The 17021-nt window shown below is 65.1% G+C and carries 11 protein-coding genes and 1 pseudogene; 7 read left to right on the forward strand and 5 right to left on the reverse strand.

Going from position 1 to position 17021, the window contains the following annotated elements:
- The first annotated feature begins 415 nt into the window (after positions 1-415).
- From BUB39_RS17325 to BUB39_RS17340, 5 genes are all read left to right on the forward strand, one after another.
- Positions 416-4555 carry an autotransporter domain-containing protein gene (locus tag BUB39_RS17325; RefSeq protein ID WP_175561896.1) on the forward strand — a complete coding sequence of 1380 codons (4140 nt, stop codon included), beginning with the start codon at positions 416-418 and terminating at the stop codon, positions 4553-4555.
- A 127-nt stretch (positions 4556-4682) separates the two neighbouring features.
- Positions 4683-5321 carry a hypothetical protein gene (locus BUB39_RS17330; protein WP_210187101.1) on the forward strand — a complete coding sequence of 213 codons (639 nt, stop codon included), beginning with the start codon at positions 4683-4685 and terminating at the stop codon, positions 5319-5321.
- An 82-nt stretch (positions 5322-5403) separates the two neighbouring features.
- On the forward strand, positions 5404-6957 hold the full coding sequence (locus BUB39_RS17335) for an FAD-dependent monooxygenase (protein ID WP_073055904.1): 1554 nt from the start codon (positions 5404-5406) through the stop codon (positions 6955-6957).
- A 61-nt stretch (positions 6958-7018) separates the two neighbouring features.
- Positions 7019-7195: a hypothetical protein gene (locus BUB39_RS25635; protein WP_210187102.1), complete on the forward strand. Its 177-nt coding sequence runs from the start codon at positions 7019-7021 to the stop codon at positions 7193-7195.
- Positions 7196-7248: 53 nt separating this feature from the next.
- A complete protein-coding gene (locus BUB39_RS17340; RefSeq protein ID WP_073055906.1) occupies positions 7249-8820 on the forward strand; it encodes a serine hydrolase in 1572 nt (523 codons plus the stop codon).
- Positions 8821-9668: 848 nt separating this feature from the next.
- On the opposite strand, the gene BUB39_RS17345 is transcribed toward BUB39_RS17340, so the two are convergent.
- From BUB39_RS17345 to BUB39_RS25795, 3 genes and pseudogenes are all read right to left on the reverse strand, one after another.
- Positions 9669-10700: a serine hydrolase domain-containing protein gene (locus BUB39_RS17345; protein WP_073055908.1), complete on the reverse strand. Its 1032-nt coding sequence runs from the start codon at positions 10698-10700 to the stop codon at positions 9669-9671.
- Positions 10701-10712: 12 nt separating this feature from the next.
- Positions 10713-11699: an alpha/beta hydrolase family protein gene (locus BUB39_RS17350; protein ID WP_073055910.1), complete on the reverse strand. Its 987-nt coding sequence runs from the start codon at positions 11697-11699 to the stop codon at positions 10713-10715.
- A 126-nt stretch (positions 11700-11825) separates the two neighbouring features.
- Positions 11826-12065, reverse strand: a pseudogene (locus BUB39_RS25795) (endonuclease/exonuclease/phosphatase family protein); the annotation flags it as partial.
- A gap of 142 nt (positions 12066-12207) precedes the next feature.
- Here BUB39_RS25795 and BUB39_RS17355 point away from each other — a divergent pair.
- On the forward strand, positions 12208-12981 hold the full coding sequence (locus tag BUB39_RS17355; protein ID WP_073055912.1) for a GntR family transcriptional regulator: 774 nt from the start codon (positions 12208-12210) through the stop codon (positions 12979-12981).
- Here BUB39_RS17355 and BUB39_RS17360 read toward each other — a convergent pair.
- Positions 12932-14341, reverse strand: coding sequence for an FGGY-family carbohydrate kinase (locus tag BUB39_RS17360; RefSeq protein WP_073055914.1), 1410 nt, complete (start codon positions 14339-14341; stop codon positions 12932-12934). The genes BUB39_RS17355 and BUB39_RS17360 overlap by 50 nt on opposite strands.
- 12 nt (positions 14342-14353) lie before the next feature.
- The gene (locus BUB39_RS17365; protein ID WP_073055917.1) at positions 14354-15148 is read right to left on the reverse strand and encodes a class I fructose-bisphosphate aldolase; all 795 of its coding nucleotides are present in this window, start codon (positions 15146-15148) and stop codon (positions 14354-14356) included.
- Positions 15149-15301: 153 nt separating this feature from the next.
- Between BUB39_RS17365 and dhaL the strand changes: the two genes are divergently transcribed.
- Complete coding sequence (gene dhaL / locus BUB39_RS17370; RefSeq protein WP_073055919.1) at positions 15302-17014, forward strand: dihydroxyacetone kinase subunit DhaL; 1713 nt, start codon at positions 15302-15304, stop codon at positions 17012-17014.
- Positions 17015-17021 lie beyond the last annotated feature (7 nt).

The following is a 17021-nucleotide window of genomic DNA, read 5'->3' on the forward strand; positions in this document are numbered from 1 at the left end:
CGGCGCGCGCGCCGGCACGCGGGGTCATCCGTACCCGGAAAACCGTTCAGGCGTCTCAAGTTTCGTCGTCGTGTATCACGCAGCCCGGCGCGGCCAAAAAGCGGTTGCACGTGTCGCCGACGCCATGCTTTTCCGGCTTTCAAAGGTCATCGGGTGAGTGGCGCTCCAACGCCGACATCTGGGCCGGAAGCACTCCCTCGGAGGCGATGCGTCGTGGTTCACGCTCGCCCATCCCGATCAGAGGATCTCGACGATGACGGCCGTTGCGATGTTCATAGGTAAGCGTCCACGAGCAAGTGTGGGCTTCCTGGATACGACGGCTCTTTCAACGCTTTTAGTTTGTCGCGTGCCAGTCATCGTCCTGGCCATAGGGTTATCTCTCGCAACCAGCACAGTCTATGCCGCGAACTTCAACGTGGCGAGCGACTCCGACCTTCGGAACGCGATCAGCAGCTCGAGCGATGGCGACACCATCACGTTCACGGCCAACATCACTCTGGGCAGCAACCTGCCGAACGTGACCAACAATGTTACCTTTGTCGGCGGCAACCACACCCTTTCGGGCGCCAACCAGTATCGCGGCCTGTTCGTGCAATCCGGCACGGTGGCGGTGAATGATCTCACTATTGCCGACGCCGTGGCGCAGGGCGGCAGCGGTGGCACCGGCTGGGGCGGGGGCGGTGGCGGTGGCGGCGCAGGACTCGGCGGCGCGCTGTTCATCTCCAAGGACGCTCATGTCTCGGTCAGCAATGTCAGTTTGCAAAACAATGCAGCGCACGGTGGTGCGGGCGGAAGTAGCACTGGAGACGGCGGCGGCTCATATGCGTGGACCAGCGGCGGCGGCGGCGGCTACTTGCCCAGCGGGGCCAATGGCGGCAATGCCAGCGCCTTCTCCAGTGGCGGAGGCGGAGCAGGTGGTGGCGGCGATGGCTACGACGACGCCAATGGAGCCAATGGAGAATTCGGCGGCGGCGGGGGTGGCTCCGGCCAAGCCTTCGGCGGATCCGGCGGCTTTGGCGGCGGCGGTGGAGGTGGTTCGGGGGGAACCACGAAGCCCGGTGGCTTTCTCGGCGGCAGTGGCGCTGCCGGCGGAACCAATTTCGACACCAAATTGGGTGGCGGAGGTGGTGGTGGCGCCGGCATGGGCGGAGCGATTTTTGTAGAGCAAGGCGGCTCCCTTGCATTGACGGGTCCGCTCAACGTCTCGGGGAACACGGCGGCAGGTGGCGCCGGCGGGGCCGGCTATGCCACGGGCGTGAAGGGTGGCGCGGCGGGCTCCGGCATATTCCTCGCCGGCAACGGTACACTGACCATAGAGCCGGCGACGGGCCAGACCTACAACATCGCTGACGCCATCGCCGATCAGACCGGCTCGGGCGGAACGGGCGCCGCTGCTGGCAGCTGGGCGCTGGTGAAAGACGCACCGGGCACGCTGATCCTGACTGGCGCGAATACCTATAGCGGCGGAACTACCGTCAATAATGGCACCCTCCAGGGCAACAGCCTCGGCATCCAGGGCAACATCCTGAACAATGCCCAGGTCCTGTTCGACCAGAGCGCCAACGGCATCTATGCCGGAAACATGTCGGGCACGGGCACTCTCATCAAGACCGGCACCGGCAACCTCACACTCGACGGCGTCAACACGCAGGCGGGCGGCACGCGGGTCGAGAACGGCGTGCTCTATTTCCGCACCGACGCCAGCCTCGGTGCGGCCGGCAGGGCCATCGAACTCGCTGGCGGCGCGATCGGGATCGGCACAGCAAACGGGCAGGCGATGAATCGCGCCCTGGCGCTGACGGGAACCGGCGGCATCTATGTAGGGCCGAACAGCGGCGATCCGAATGCCAAGGTCACCTGGAACGGGGCGATCAGCGGCGCCGGCGCCCTGATCGTCGCTGGAGACGGCATTCTCCAACTCGCCGCGAACAACACCTATACCGGCGGCACACGGATCGTCGGTGGCGATGTCAGGTTCACGACCGACGCTAATCTGGGTGCGGCCGGCGCAGGGATCGCGCTGAACAGCGGCACCATCGGTACCACTGCGGATGCGGCTGCGGCGCTTGCCATCGACCGCAATCTCACAGTGACCGACTTCGGCTCCATTTATGTCCAGAATAATCCGTTGGTCTGGAGCGGCGATATCAGCGGCACCGGCCGACTCAGCAAGGACGGTGGCGGCGTCTTGCAACTCACCGGCACGAACACCTATAGCGGCGGGACCATCATCAATGAGGGTACGCTGCAGATCGCATCAGACGACAAGCTTGGCGCGGCCGGATCCAACATCCTGATGGTCAACAACGGTCACCTCTGGGCGACCAACAGCTTCACCACGGATCGTTCGATCACGTTGACGGATGCCGGCGGTGGCTTCCAGCTCGATGCCGGCACCACGTTGACACTGACGGGCGCCATAGGGTCGGGCGGGACAGGCCCCAAGACACTCAGCCTGGTCGGCAGCGGCACGCTCGTCCTCGCCGCTGCTTCCTACGCGTATGGCGGGATCAACAATTACGGTGGCACCATCGAGGGCAATACCAGCAACCTGCGCGGCGACATCGCCTTCGACAACAATGCCGGCAACACCAATGCCCGCTCGATCGTGTTCAATCAGACGACCGACGGCACCTTTGCCGGCGACATCTCGGGCATGGGCAATACGCTGGGTCTTGGCACCATCACCAAGACCGGAGCCGGAACGCTGATCCTTGGCGGCACGAGCAAGTTCAAGTCGCAAGTCCCCGGCCTGGCAGAGTTCACGGTTCTCGGGGGTACGCTGCAAGGAACGAGTTCCAGCCTGCTCGGCGATATCGTCAACAATGCCGCCCTGAACTTCGACCAGAGCTTCGACGGCACCTATGCCGGCAGTATGAGCGGCACCGGCACTCTAGCCAAGAACGGCACTGGCAGAGTCAATCTCACCGGCGTTAGCAGCGTCGGCGGCGGAACGACGATCCTCGGCGGCAATCTCGCCGTCAACGGTCACCTGACCAGCAATGTCACTGTCGACAAGGGCGGCACGCTAAGCGGCTCTGGCAATGTGACGGGCGACATCACGAATAATGGCGGCACGATCAAGCCGGGCAACTCGATCGGGCATCTGACGGCCGACGGCACCTTCACGCTCAACAGCGGCGCGCTGGAGATGGAGGTCGATGCCGCCGGCGACAGCGACCGGATCAGCGTTGTCGGACAGGGCCACAAAGTCATGATCAATGCCGGCACGCTGCAGATCGTCGCCAATCCCGGCATCTACACGCCCGGCACCACCTACACCATCATCACTACCGAAGCCGGCGGCACCGTTACCTTCGGCGACGTGGCCGGTGGCGTCGGTTTCCTCACACCTGAGGTCTCGCTCGATCCCTGGCACATCTATGTCACGCTGGCACTCGCCGACAACGCGTTCCAGTCGGCCGGCGCGACGCCCAACCAGCAGGCGGTCGGCGGCGCGCTCGACGCCATCGCTGCCAGCGGCGAGGTCGATGGCCTCATTACCACCATGGCCAATGTGCCGATGGAGCAGGGCTCCGCCGCCCTGCAGGTGCTGAGCGGCCAGCCCTATGCCGACGTCGGCACGGTGAACCTGCGCGCCAGCCAGCTATTCATGAACGCGGTCGGACGCCAGATGTCGGTCGCGCGTAGGGGCACCTCAGGCGGTGACCGGGTCTCCCTTGCCAGCCCCGGCTCCGACGACATGGTCGGCTTCACGACCTGGATGAGTGGCATCGGCAGCACCGGTAGCATCAGTGGCAACGCCAACGCCTCCGGTCTCGACTATTCGCTGGGCGGCACCGCCTTCGGCCTCGATTACCGGCTCAATCCCAGCCTGCTGCTCGGTGTTGCCGGCGGCTATGTCGCCGGCTCGCAATCGGTCGACGGCTTCGCGGGCGACAGCGACCTCGACACGCTGAGCGTCGCCGCCTACGCCTCCTTCGCGCAGGGCGCGTTCTACGCCGACGCGCTGGCGGGGTACGCCAACGCCAGCAACAGCCTGCAGCGTTTCATCGGAAGCCCGGGTCTTGCTCCGGGGATCGCCTATGGCGATACCGACGCCGGCCAGTTCCTCGGCCAGATCGAGACCGGCTACAGGTTCGACGTCGACACACCGTTCAAGTCCTCGATCACCCCCTTCGGCCGGCTTCAGGTGGTCTCGCTCGGCCAGGACGGCTTCACCGAGACCGGCTCCAGCCTCTACAACCTCTCCGTCGCGTCGCAATCCACCACCTCGGTGCGCACCACCTTTGGTGCCGATTTCAACGCCACCCTCGATCTCGGCACCGGCATGCCGCTCGACCTTGGGCTGCGGCTCGGCTGGGTGCACGAATTCGCCGACACGGTGCAGTCGATGAATGCGTCGTTCACCTCCGCTCCAGGTGCCGATTTCACCGTGTTCGGCACCACGCTGCCCCGCGACAGCGCGCTGGTCGGCTTCTCCGGCAACTTAGGGATCAGCGACAACGCCTCACTGTTCGCCAGTTACGATGCGGAACTCGGCAACGGTGACGACAACCAGCAGCTCTGGGGCGGGCTCAAGCTGACGTGGTGATGGCTGAGGACGCGCACGTCTCGATGTCTCGCCACCAGCCACCCGACCGACCAGTCAAATTGGAGAAAGCATTATGCTAGATCGACGTATCGTACTCTTCGCCGGCATGGCTGCGCCGGTCGCGACAATGGTCAGCGCCACCGCCACGGCGCAGGGGGCGCCCGGCCTCGTTTCGGCCCAGGTCGCCGATCCGAACGGCGAACTGGCAGCAAAACGCTTCGAGATGCTGCGTCGCTTCCGCAGCATGTATTCGGGCCGGCATTTCGAGCTGGATCTGTTCGATGCCGATACCGGATATCTTCAGACCACGCTCGCAGATGCCGACCGTATGTCGCTGCGCTTTTTCGTCGAGTATAACAACGTCTGGTGGTTTGCGATCATCGACGGCGTCGACGTGCCCTCCATCGCCTACGATCCGGAGACGGACACCGGCGCCATCGTGCTCGACATCCGCTATGGCGACCAGCACCTGCTCGCCATGCAGCACATTCAGTTTAAGGGGGACCGTATCTCGCGGCTCCAGACCTATGCATCGAATACTTTCTTCGGCAGGGACAAACCGCTGATCCGCCTTGACGCCTATGGCAACGCGATCTGGCTTGAGACCGGATACGATTTGAAAATCTCGGCGGAAGCCGCCGAGGTGTTCCTGCGAACCCCCGAGGGACTGCGCTTCGCGGAACATGAGCCCACCCGCGCCGCCATCATACGGATCAAGGGCAATCTGGCCGATCTGCGCAAGCGCTACGGCTGGCCGCCGATCTGAACGCGGCGATGATGCGTCCCGTGGCATTTCGCTATCCGGCTCCGCGACGCTCGCTGAACTGCAGCAAGGAAAGACGAGTTTCATGAAAACCGATGCAGACGTTCTTGTCGTGGGCGCCGGCCCCACCGGACTGCTGCTGGCGGCCGAGTTGCAGCGCCGGGCCGTCGATTGCCTGCTGATCGACGCCCATGACAAACCGATGTCGTGGGATCGGGCAACGGTCGTCCATCCCCGGTCGATCGAGATATTCGACGCCCTCGGCATATCCGCTCCCTTGCTGCAGGCCGGCGTCCGCCAGCGCCTGGCGCGCGTTCATTCGGACGGAAGGGCGCTGGGCGATATCGACCTCTCCCTCTCGGGCAGCCGCTATGCCTATAATCTCGGCGTCTCCGAGGAGGTCACCGAAGCGATCCTGACGGATTACCTCGGCCGGCTCGGCGGCTCGGTGACGCGTTCGACCCGTCTGGCAGACCTCCGGCAGCAGGAGGATGGCGTCACGGCGATCCTGGAATGCGAAGGCGAGCCGAGAGAGGTCCGCGCCCGGTGGGTGGTGGGTTGCGACGGGCATCACTCGACGGTCCGCTCGCTTGCCGGCATCGAGCAGGATGGCCACGAGATCGAGGAACCCTGGGCGGTGTTCGACACCGCCATCAGCGGCTGGCCGTATTCCCACGAGGCCAACTACGCCTATCTCGATGCAACGCCGATTATCCTGACTGCGCTGCCGGATCAGCGCTGGCGCGTCTATCTCAGGCCGAGCTCCGAGGAATCCGACCTGGTGGCGGATGCTGCCGGCACGCTGATCGGCTATCTCCCCGATGCAACCTTCACCGAAGTCGCCAATCCGACGCGTTTCCATTGCTATACCAGGGTCGCGAAACAATACCGCGCCGGGCGCCTGCTGCTCGCGGGGGACGCGGCACATACCTGCAGCCCGATACAGGGCCACGGCATGAATAGCGGCCTGCAGGATGCCTTCAACCTTGCCTGGAAGCTGGCGCTGGTGTGCAAGGGTCGCTCCTCGCAATCCCTACTCGACAGCTATGAGGCGGAACGACGCCCGGTGGCGCTGAAGTTCACGGCGGCCGGCGACGAGGCCGACCAAGCCCAGATGCTGAGGGATGGGGCCGACCGTCGCGCCCGCGACGCGGCCATCCGCGGGGTGTTCGCCGATCCTGTCACGCGCCGGCAGGAAGCGGTGGCCGAGGCCGAACACGACATCGACTATGGTGCGTCGCCCATCGTGATGGGCGAGCGCAATGACGGGCTCGCACCCGGTCAGTTGTGGCCGAGCGATCTCGCGATATCGCCAGCCCGCGAGGCACCCTCAACGTCCGTCACGGCCACTGGCCATACCGCGATCGTCGTCAGCGGCATTCTGGCGGAAGCGGACGAGGCGGCGGAACTCCATCGGTTGGTCAAGGCGCATTTCGGCACGCCGGTTTTCGACTTCGACGCCGAGCCTTCAGCCGGAGAAGAGTCTGCCAGCAGCGACCCCGCCATCGCCGAGCGGCTCGGGGTGCGCGGCGTGACGCTCTTTTTAGTGCGGCCAGACGGCTATCTCGGACTGCGCGCCGACGGGCATCACGCCGACGCGCTGGCCGCCTATGCGGCCCGGCTCGGCTCACCGCCATGAGCGCATTCTCGGTCATCGATCCGCGCTTCGACAGGCTGGCTCTCCATCTGGCGAAGCTCGAATGCCTATGGACCGGCGGATCACCTGCACCGAGCATATCGGACCCGTCGAGGTCCCCGGAAACGTGTCGAACCTCTGCTTCAGCGGGCGCAGGCACAACCGGCTGTTCATCACCGCGCCGACCGCGCCTGCCGCCATCTACCTCAACGCACAGGGCGCGCAGCACCCACACCCGTGAGGCAGTTCGGAGCGAGTGGCCGGCACATTGATTGTCGCATTTGGAGATCGATTATGACTTCGCTGAAGCTTGCGCTGCTGGCGCTGCTGCTCGGCTCCACGCTGAGCCTTCCCGCACAGGGCCAGACAATTCCCCTCACCCTCGGCGCGATTCCCCCCGAGGACGTGATCCCGCTGGCCGAGGGGGGCATTGAGAAGGCGTTGGCCGCGCTCCCGGCCGCCATCGAGGACACGCTCAAGCGCAGCGGCGTGCCCGGCGCTGCGGTGGCCGTCGTCCACGGCGGAAGTACCGTCTTCGCGCGCGGTTTCGGAGTACGAGAACTGGGAAAAAGCGCGGCGATCGACACGGCGACAGTCTTCCAGTTGGCCTCCCTGTCGAAGCCGATCGCTGCCACGATTGCCGCCATCCAGGTCACCAAGGGCGTAGTGAAATGGGATGATCCGGTCGCGAAATATCTCCCCGACTTCAAGCTCGCGGAAGCCTATGTGACGGCCAATGCCACGGTGGGCGACTTCTATTCGCACCGCTCGGGCCTGCCCCATGCTGCCGGCGATACTCTGGAGGATTTGGGGTTCGACCGCGCGACGATCTTCGAGCGGCTGCGCCTGCTGAGGCTCGACCCGTTCCGTATCACCTACGCCTATACCAATTTCGGCCTCACAGCCGGAGCCGAGGCGGTGGCAGCCGCCGCCGGGAAGCCGTGGGCGGACCTTGCCGAGCAGGCACTCTATTCGCCCCTCGGCATGACATCGACGAGCTCGCGCTACGCCGACTTCGTGGCGCGCAAGAACCGCGCGGCGCTGCACACTCTCCAGGCTGGCCGCTTCGTGCCGCTCTATCAACGCGACGCCGACCAGCAGGCGCCCGCCGGCGGCGTCTCCTCCAATGTGACCGACCTCGCGGAATGGCTGAAGCTGTTGCTGGCCAATGGCCGGCATGGCGGCAAGGAAATGATCGCGCCCAACGACCTTCTGCCAGCGCTGCGCGCCGAGTCCTTCAGCTCGCCCGCCCAAACCATCGGATCGCGCTCGGGCTTCTACGGCTACGGCTTCAACGTCTCGGTCAATGCCAACGGCCGGCCGGCGATGAGCCATTCCGGGGCCTTCGTGCTCGGTGCCGGCACCAATGTGCAGATCTTGCCGTCTGCCGACATCGCCATCGTCGTCCTGACCAATGGCGGACCGGTAGGTGCGGCCGAAACCATATCGAGCCAGTTCATGGATATCGTGCAATACGGCGCGACGACCCGCGACTGGTATCCACTGCTGCATCCGTTGCTGATGCAGAATTACGACCCGTTCGGCGATCTCGTCGGCAAGATCGCCCCCGCGACAGTGACCGCGGCGCGACCGCTGGGCGACTATGTCGGCAGCTTCGAGAGTGCCTATTTCGGCCCCGCCCGCATTTCGCAAGGCAAGGACGGTCTCGTCCTCACGCTCGGTCCCGGCAATGTGACGATGCCGATGACCCATTGGGACGGCGACACCTTCTCCATCGCGCCGCGCAGCGAGAATGCGCCTTACGGCTCGTTGTCCTCGGTCCGGTTCGCGGTGAAAGGTGGCAGGGTCGAGGCCGTCAGCATCGACTATCTCAATGCTGACGGCCTTGCGACATGGACGCGATGATCGCGGCCTTACCCGTTCGACATGCCTCGGACGAACTGGACGAGGTCTCACATCTAGTGGGCGCGACCTCCCTCGCGCCCATTCCTGTCGGGTGATCTGGGCATCATTCACCCGTGCGGTGCGCCGGCATCAACCGGAGATGCGCTGAACGACCAGTCCGTACAGGTCCCAACGGCACATTCTTCGCCCCGAAATGCGCTATGCAGCCCACGCCGCCGCCGTCGCTTTCCGTAGCAGAATCGACTGATTCTCCTCGCCAAAACCCCCGTAAGGAGTGGCTTCGGTATCGCCGGATGTCTCCTCCGTGGGAAATGCCTGTCAACGACGGGCCGACCTCACGCGCGGGCAACGATCCCAGCCATCGGCTTCTTATTGCTTGCGGGCCCGGCCTTCGCGGCAGACTTCAATGTCGCCAACGACGCCGAACCGCGTCGCGCGATCGGCAGAGCCGGAGATGGCGATACCATCACCTGCACCGCCAATATTACGCTCGCAAGTAACCTGCCGACGGTGCAGCGCAACGTGACGTTCAAAGGCGGTAACTTCTCCCTGTCCGGCAACAGCCGGTATCGCGGCCTGTTCGTGGAGTCCGGCACCGTCGCGGTCAATGATCTGACCATCACGCAGGCGCGGGCGCGGGGGTGGAAATGGCTGGAACGGTTTCGGCGGCGGCGGGGGCGGCGCGAGGCTCGTCCGCTCATGGAGCAAAGCACATTCATTGCCCCTGGCGTCAGATGTCGGGAGTATCGCCGTCTCCGAGAAGCCGCCCGGTTAACTCGGGCGAGCCAAGATAACCAGCAAAACAACTCTCCCCATACTATACGGACGATGGGCGTTGAGGCACGAAGCTATCTTCGCGAAGGTTCTGAACCTGAAGGCGCGGCATCGACGATTTTCCGCATGAGCTTGAAGAAATCACGCATCTCAATGCCGCGGCTGTTCTGGCTGGGATCCACGGTCTGCACGATGACGAGGCGCATTTCCGGCAGGAAGGCTATGACCTCGCCTCCATATCCAGCGTTGAACGCGCCGCCCTCGCCCCACTGATCGGTGTTGAGTGTCCACCACATATAGCCATAGCCGCTGTTATGACCGGGCGGCTGCGACAGCGCCGACGTCGATAACCGCGCCCAGGCGGCGGGGACGACCTCTCTTCCGTCCCATGTTCCGCCGTTCAGGAAAAGTTGGCCGAAGCGGGCGAGGTCGCGCGCGCTCATCATGAAGGGATAGGCCGGGTGGACGGAGGCACCTTCGAGCACATAGCGACCGTCACGCACGGAAAAATCCTCCATGCCGATCGGCGCCGCGATGCGCCTGGCGAAGCTTGCGAAGATGTCCTCGCCGGTCTGCCGGCGGTAGATCGTGCCGAGCGCGTTGAAATCCCAGTTGTTATAGTACCAGAAGGTGCCAGGCGCGTGGCTGCCTCGTCCCGGCCGCTTGCCACGGGCATCAGCCGTCTCGTAGGCCGCGGCATGATAGACGCCGGAGCGCGTCATCAGCAGGTCGCGCACGGTCGCCTGCTTCTCCGCTGCGGTGAGCGCCGGCGCCTTGTCGTCGATGCCAAGCTCGCCAAGCGTGCTGGCCGGATCGATACGGCCTTCGGCGATCGCGATGCCATAGAGCGCGGAGAGGAGGCTCTTGCGGACGGAGGCGATGTTGACCCGGCGCGTAACATCGCCCCAGCGAGCAACTACCTTGCCATCCTGCACCACCATGACGGCGGTAGGGTTCAGGTCGGCGGCGAAGGCCTCCGCCGCCTTCAGCCTGTCGACCGACCATCCGCTTGCTGCAGGATCGACGCTCTGCCACGGCTTGGCACACGCGCCGCTAGCAAGGGCGAGCAGCAGCAGAGGCGCGAACAGGATGCGCAGGGATATCATCCGGCCACCGCCTCAATTCGATAAGCGCGGCGGGGGATCGGGCAGCGCCTGCAACGCCGCGATGATCGCCTCAGTGCTTTTGCCGGCAGCGCACATCCCGTCCGCCAACTCACCGAAGTCGACGAGATCGTGATGGCGGTCATCCCTCGCCCGTTCGAGCGGGATGAGCCAGGCGGCGTGGCCACGCGCCGTCAGACCCTCGAAATAGAGCTTCTGCGCGGAGAAAGGCACATTGGTCTCGCGCGGATCGCCGATGACGAAGATACGGCGCTTCGGATCGGACGGGATCTTGTCGAGCACGGCATAGGGATCGAAGCGCGTCAGCTTTTCGCCTGGCTTCAGGAGGCCGCGCGTCTCCAGATAGGCGCGATAGGCGGAAGCCCCTGACGAGATCACGGCACAACGGAGATCATCGCGCCTGGCGAGCATCTCCGCCACCAGCGTACCGCCGCCGCTATGGCCGCCGAGCGCAAAGGCGCCGATGCCATAGCGCTTCTTAAGGCCATCGAGCGCGGCATTGACCAGGGCCGCCTCGACCGGACGGCCGCGCATCGTGAAATGCTTGCCGGCGCTGCCATAGGTGCCCGGCCTTCCAAGAAAGATCGTTGGAACACCAAAACGCGTGAAAAGCTTCTGTTCCATCGCGACCATCTCGCCCGGTCCGAAGCCGCTCTGTCGCTTGTCGGCATTGTTGCCCTTCGGCCCGAGCACGTCGCCGTTCAGCCAGACCATGGCGACAGGATTGAGCCCGGGCGCAAGGCCGGCTGCGTAGTAGCGCATGCAGGCCGAAGCGCCGCCGATCTCAACCCAGATCGCGGTTTCCTTTTGCTCCAATGCCGTGCATTCCTCGCGCGTAATCGCGATGCCAGCGACCACCTTGGCGGGATCGAAATTTGCCTTTTCCGGCACGGACTGAGCCAGGGCCGGCCCCGCGGCTGCGGCAAGCGCCAAGCTTATCGCCGCCGCCGCATGGCAGATTGTCTTCGATAGAACCTGCATGGTTCCTCCGTCTTCAGGACGGACGAGAGAAGAGCGGCTGAATCCGTCTCATCTTTGACGCCGGGTTGCGTGATCCACAGGCAATTCCAGATCTTCTTGCCGGGTGTGCGCCGTGTCCAGCGCTCATCCCGGGAGGCCGCGGCGGCGGGTCTCGATCGACTCGCCGCCGCGGGCCAGAACCGCGACGCCGTTCCTCGATCTCTGACCAGGCCAAACCGCGCCATAGCCGGCCTAGCGTAGCAGCTGGGAACTTCTCATTCGGTGCCTTCAACTCCTGCAAGCTGACGGCATCCGGCGCAGCTTCTTCCATCCAGCGCAGAAGCACCGGAAGTTGATGCCGTTGACGTTGAAGGTCGCTATCTTCACCAGGCCGAAACGCCCGAGACAGGCGCCCAATCCCGGCGCCCATCCTGTTCTGTGGCGAACCATGCGAGAGGGCGGTGCTTGGCGAGCGAAAGCGTCATACACTAACATCGACGCCGAACGACATCGCAGGGCAGGCCATGACATGCGCGTGATCGACAGGGCGTCTGCCGAACCATATTACCAGCAGCTCGCCCGAATTCTCGCCGAGGAGATCAAGTCGGGGACGTATCCCAAGGGATCGCGCCTGCCCGGCGAGACGGATCTTTGCCGGAGCTATGATCTCTCGCGCTCGACCGTTCGCGAGACGCTGCGCACGCTCGAGCAGCAACGGCTGATCCGAATGGTGCCGCGCCGGGGCGCGTTCGTCAGCGGAAGCCCGGTCAAGGGCTGGACGTTGCAGGTGACCGAAGGCTTCCTGGAAACGAGCTCGCACGCCGCGGACCGGGTCGTGGAAACAGAGGTCTTGCGGGCGGCTTTCGTCGCCTTGCCGGAGGAAGCGGCGGCGGCGCTCGAACTTCCCGAGGGCCAGCGCGGCTTTGTGCTGGAGCGGCTGCGTCGTGTCGACGGCAAGCCTGCTGTTCATTCGCTGAACTACCTGACAGAGGATGCCGGCGCCGCGCTTCTCGGCAAGCCGGTGCTCGCCGGCCAGGCTTCGCTCAACGAGACGCTACGCGAGGCAGGCTTCGCGATCTACTCAGCGCGCCGCGACGTGGCAGCAGTACCGGCGCCACCGGAATCGGCTCGTCTGCTCGAAGTCAGCCGTGGCTCGCCGCTGCTGCTGATCCAGTCGGCCTCTCGCGGCGAGGGCGACCGTCCCTTTGATTTCTATCGCTCCTATGTGCGGAGCGACGTGATCATCATTTCCGTCAATGCCGAAGCGCACGAAGCGACGTCAAATCAGCCTGCACAAAGCTGAAGCGCTCCGTATGGAAGGCAGCCGCGGAAGGATCGGGGTCGAAGCGATCGACCCTCGCGTGAGGCATCGCTTTATCGCCACCCGAGCCCACAGAATCGCGCGCCAAAAGCGCCGCACCGACGCCGGCCTGCTCGCTCTCGTCGATGCGGAAGAGAGGTCTCCCCAGCAAGGTGGCGCGCCAGCGCATCAAAGGATCGGACCTGCTCCAGCCGCCGCTGCTATAAACGGGGGATTCCTTGACGCCCGCATGCAGCATCTCGTCGATCACCGAACGCGTGACGAACGCGCAACCCTCCAGCAGGGCAGGCAGATGGCTTAGCATCGCCCCATTGCCCGCACCGCCATCGGTGTGGGCCAGGGCTGCCAGCGCGGAGCGAGATGGCAGCCAGGGTGGGTCCGAGGCGAAATCCGCCGTCGATATGCGACCGAGGGCGGCCTGCCAATCCGGCGCCGGCCCCAGCACGCGCATGGCTTCGCCGAACTCGAAGACGTAGCTGATCGACTGGCCGGCAGCTGCAGTGATGGGCACGGAATGAACAAGGCTGGTGCCCGGCCGCGGCGCGTAGTGGCTGGCCTCGGCATAGATGAGTTCCGCAGTCCCCAGCGAATCAACGATTGCGTCGCGGTCGAGCCGCCGAATGAAGGATGCAGCCACGGGGTGATCATGCCCGCCGGCCACAAGCATCGTCTCGGTGCTGCACGCGCCGGACTGCGTCAGTGGCCCCGCCTGCATGGCCCCAATGACGGCGCCGGCCGCGAGGACCGGAGGCAGATCGGGGGCCCGTGCCGCCGCAAGCAACTCTGGAATCCAGGCTCTCGCCGTGACGTCGTAGCAGGCCGTGCGCGCGGCCAGCGTCTCACTCATGAAAGGACGGCCGCTCCAGACGGCGAGCGGATAATCGGTCAGAGCGAGCCAGAGGCCCGCGTCGTTTTCCGAATGCCTCGCCAGCCAGAGCCATTTGGCGGCTGTCCGGGTCGGCTCGAAAACGATACCGGTAAGCGTGCTCGACGGCAGGCGCTGCTGCAGGTCCTCGGCCTCGGCGGCCGCGCGGCGATCGAACCAGGGGATCGACACCGATGTGGGCGCCAGCGTCCCCGGCGCTACTGTGAGACCATCCTCGCCCACCCCGGCACTGGAGATCGCCACGATCGGTCGGATCGCGCCGCTCGCTCGCCAGGTCGCGAAGATCAGCGCCTCAACTGCGGCAACCAGCGCTGAGGCGTTCGTGACCGGCCCTGTCTCATCACGGGTCCGCGGCGTAGGGCGCGTCTTCGTGGCATGCGTGCGGCCGTCGGCATCGACAAGGACGGCCTTGATGTTGGTCGTCCCGATATCGATGCCACAAAACAGGGCCTGCATACCTTAGCCGCCTCACCAATGCCGGGTAAACTTTTCCCGGCCGATCCGCGCCAGCGCGCCGATGACTTCCTTCGCCTCTTTCGCGGGCCGCTGCCAGACCTTGCGGCCCACCACGACGCCTTGGGCACCGGCAACGATCGCATCCTCGACATCCTTGATGGTGGATGCGGCATCGCCTGAAAGAGCGCCGCCAGCCACCAGGATCGGAACATTCAGCTCGTTGACCAGCATCTCGGTCGCTGCGCGGCCGGGGAAGGTGATCTTGATGATATCGGCCCCGAGATCATAGGCAACGCGGGCAACTTCGAGCTCCTGCGCGATCACTTCCGGCGAGCGCGGCACGTTGAGCAGCACGGGCTCGACCATCACCGGCATTTCCCAGCGCGCTGCGTCGGAGATGACCTTGGCGATCCGCTCGCAATAAAGAACCTTTTCCTTGTCGGAGACGTTCCACGGCAGCAGCAGCTTCACGCAGTCGACGCCGAGCCGCACCGCATCCTCAAGGCTTGCGATGATGGTACCGGTTCCGGTCTCCGGCGCGCCGGTGGGCCAGAAGGCATCGATCGCCAGCACGCGGGAGAGCGCCGGACGGCGCGCCAGCATGGCCTCGGTGGAGCGCACGATGCCCGTCGTCACCATGAAGCCGGTGATGTCCTCGTCGAGGAACGACTTCATCACGGCGACTGGCGATTCGAGCGCCGGAACACGGCCCCAGACGACGCCGTGATCGACGGGAACGATGAGGGTCGCCCGATCCTCGTGGAACAGACGGTTCATGCGATAGCTGGTCGAAAGACGGCTGGACATGTGGGCTCCGTATCAGTTTTTGTACGTACAAGAGGTACATACATAACAAAATGCCGTCAAGCCTTGACACCGTTTCCAGATGGCACGTAACGTCCGCCTTGTCCGGACAAAGCTGCTGGGAGGTGGTTGGCGGGCCATTGGAAGGAGGAGCCAATGAAGAAGCTCATCAATTCCGCGCGGGATGTCGTTGACGACATGCTCTCTGGCCTTGCCGCGACCAATCCGAGTCTCGCGATCATTCGCGATCAGCGCGTCGTCATTCGTGCAGACATCGACGAATACAAGCGCCGCGGCCGTGTTTGCCTGATTTCGGGCGGCGGCTCAGGCCATGAGCCGGCGCATGCCGGCTATATCGGCGAGGGCATGCTGGCCGCCGCCGTCTGCGGCGAAGTCTTCACGTCGCCCTCCACCGAGGCGGTCCTGGCAGCCATTCGTGCCGCAGCCTCGCCTGCCGGGGTACTGCTGATCGTCAAGAACTACACCGGCGATCGACTGAATTTCCGCCTCGCCGCCGAACTGGCGCGAACCGAGGGAATCGCCGTCGAAACGGTGATGGTCGCCGATGACGTGGCCTTGTCGGACAACGGCGAGACGGCCGGACGGCGCGGCCTTGCCGGCACAGTCCTCGTGCACAAGGTAGCCGGCGCGGCTGCCGCGCGCGGCATGGCGCTGGCGGATGTGAAGGCGGTGGCCGAGCAGGTCGCCGAGCGCGTTGGAACCTTCGGCGTTGGCCTTTCGGCATGTACCGTTCCGGCCGCCGGCAAGCCGAATTTCAGCCTTGGCGAAAGCGAAGTCGAACTCGGCCTTGGCATTCACGGCGAGCCAGGAGTGCGGCGCGAGGAAATTCGGCCGGTCCGCGATATGGTTTCAGACATCGTCACGAAGATCGCCAGCGACCGCTCGATAGGCGCGGGAATGCCCGTGGCGCTGCTCGTCAACAATCTCGGCGCGACGCCGCCGATGGAGATCGCAATCGCCACCGGCGAGGCGATCGACGCTGCCAAGATGCTCGGGCTTGATGTGCGCCGCGTCTGGAACGGCCCGCTGCTGACCGCGCTCGACATGGCCGGCATTTCGATCTCACTGCTTGCTCTCGATGACGACCTGCTGGCGCTTCTTGACGACCCGACCGACGCCCCTGCATGGCCGGGCCGTGGCGGGATCGCGCGGACGCATCCCGCCACGATCGACCTCCCCGAGCCGTCGCTCTCCTCGGAGCTTGGCGGCCTGTCGTCCGCCGACTTCTCGCGGGTAGTCGACGCGGTCATGCTCTGCCTCGAACGCGCCGAAGACGAACTGACTGAGCTTGATCGGCTGGCCGGCGATGGCGACCTTGGCGCCAATCTGGCGCGTGGTGCGCGGGAAGTTCGGGCCCATTTCGGCGAACTCGCCACGCTTTCGCCCGGAGCGGCGCTGCTCGCTTTGTCGCGGATCGTCGGCCGTAGCGTTGGCGGAACCTCCGGGGCGCTTTATGCCGCCGGTCTTGCGCGGGCCGGCGCAACCATCAGCCGGCATGGCGATCAAGTCGCGAAAAGCTGGGCAACGGCGCTGCGCTCAGGCGCTGACGCCATAGCCGATCTCGGCGACGCGCGCGAAGGCGACCGCACCATGCTGGATGCGCTGCTGCCCGCCTGCGCAGCGCTCGAGACCGCGCTCGCGGGAGGACGGCCGATTACCGAGGCTTTGCAGCGGATGACCGAGGCCGCAGAAACAGGCGCGCAGTCGACTGCGGCAATTGCATCGCGGCGCGGCCGGGCCAGCTACATCGGCCAGCGGGCGGTCGGTCATCCCGATGCCGGCGCGATTGCCGTGTCGTTGTGGCTGGCGGCGATCGCCGCCGCGGCCATTCCATCGAAACCACACTGATTTCATC

Origin of the sequence: Kaistia soli DSM 19436, from assembly GCF_900129325.1 — a bacterium.
GTDB classification, from domain to species: Bacteria; Pseudomonadota; Alphaproteobacteria; order Rhizobiales; family Kaistiaceae; genus Kaistia; species Kaistia soli.

Bases quoted from the DNA above. Each gene is read 5' to 3' on its own strand.
- BUB39_RS17360 (WP_073055914.1), bottom strand. From the start codon at position 14,341: ATGCAGGCCCTGTTTTGTGGCATCGATATCGGGACGACCAACATCAAG.
- BUB39_RS17365 (WP_073055917.1), bottom strand. From the start codon at position 15,148: ATGTCCAGCCGTCTTTCGACCAGCTATCGCATGAACCGTCTGTTCCAC.
- BUB39_RS17335 (WP_073055904.1), top strand. From the start codon at position 5,404: ATGAAAACCGATGCAGACGTTCTTGTCGTGGGCGCCGGCCCCACCGGA.
- BUB39_RS17350 (WP_073055910.1), bottom strand. From the start codon at position 11,699: ATGCAGGTTCTATCGAAGACAATCTGCCATGCGGCGGCGGCGATAAGC.
- dhaL (WP_073055919.1), top strand. From the start codon at position 15,302: ATGAAGAAGCTCATCAATTCCGCGCGGGATGTCGTTGACGACATGCTC.
- BUB39_RS25635 (WP_210187102.1), top strand. From the start codon at position 7,019: ATGCCTATGGACCGGCGGATCACCTGCACCGAGCATATCGGACCCGTC.
- BUB39_RS17330 (WP_210187101.1), top strand. From the start codon at position 4,683: ATGGTCAGCGCCACCGCCACGGCGCAGGGGGCGCCCGGCCTCGTTTCG.
- BUB39_RS17355 (WP_073055912.1), top strand. From the start codon at position 12,208: ATGCGCGTGATCGACAGGGCGTCTGCCGAACCATATTACCAGCAGCTC.
- BUB39_RS17340 (WP_073055906.1), top strand. From the start codon at position 7,249: ATGACTTCGCTGAAGCTTGCGCTGCTGGCGCTGCTGCTCGGCTCCACG.
- BUB39_RS17345 (WP_073055908.1), bottom strand. From the start codon at position 10,700: ATGATATCCCTGCGCATCCTGTTCGCGCCTCTGCTGCTGCTCGCCCTT.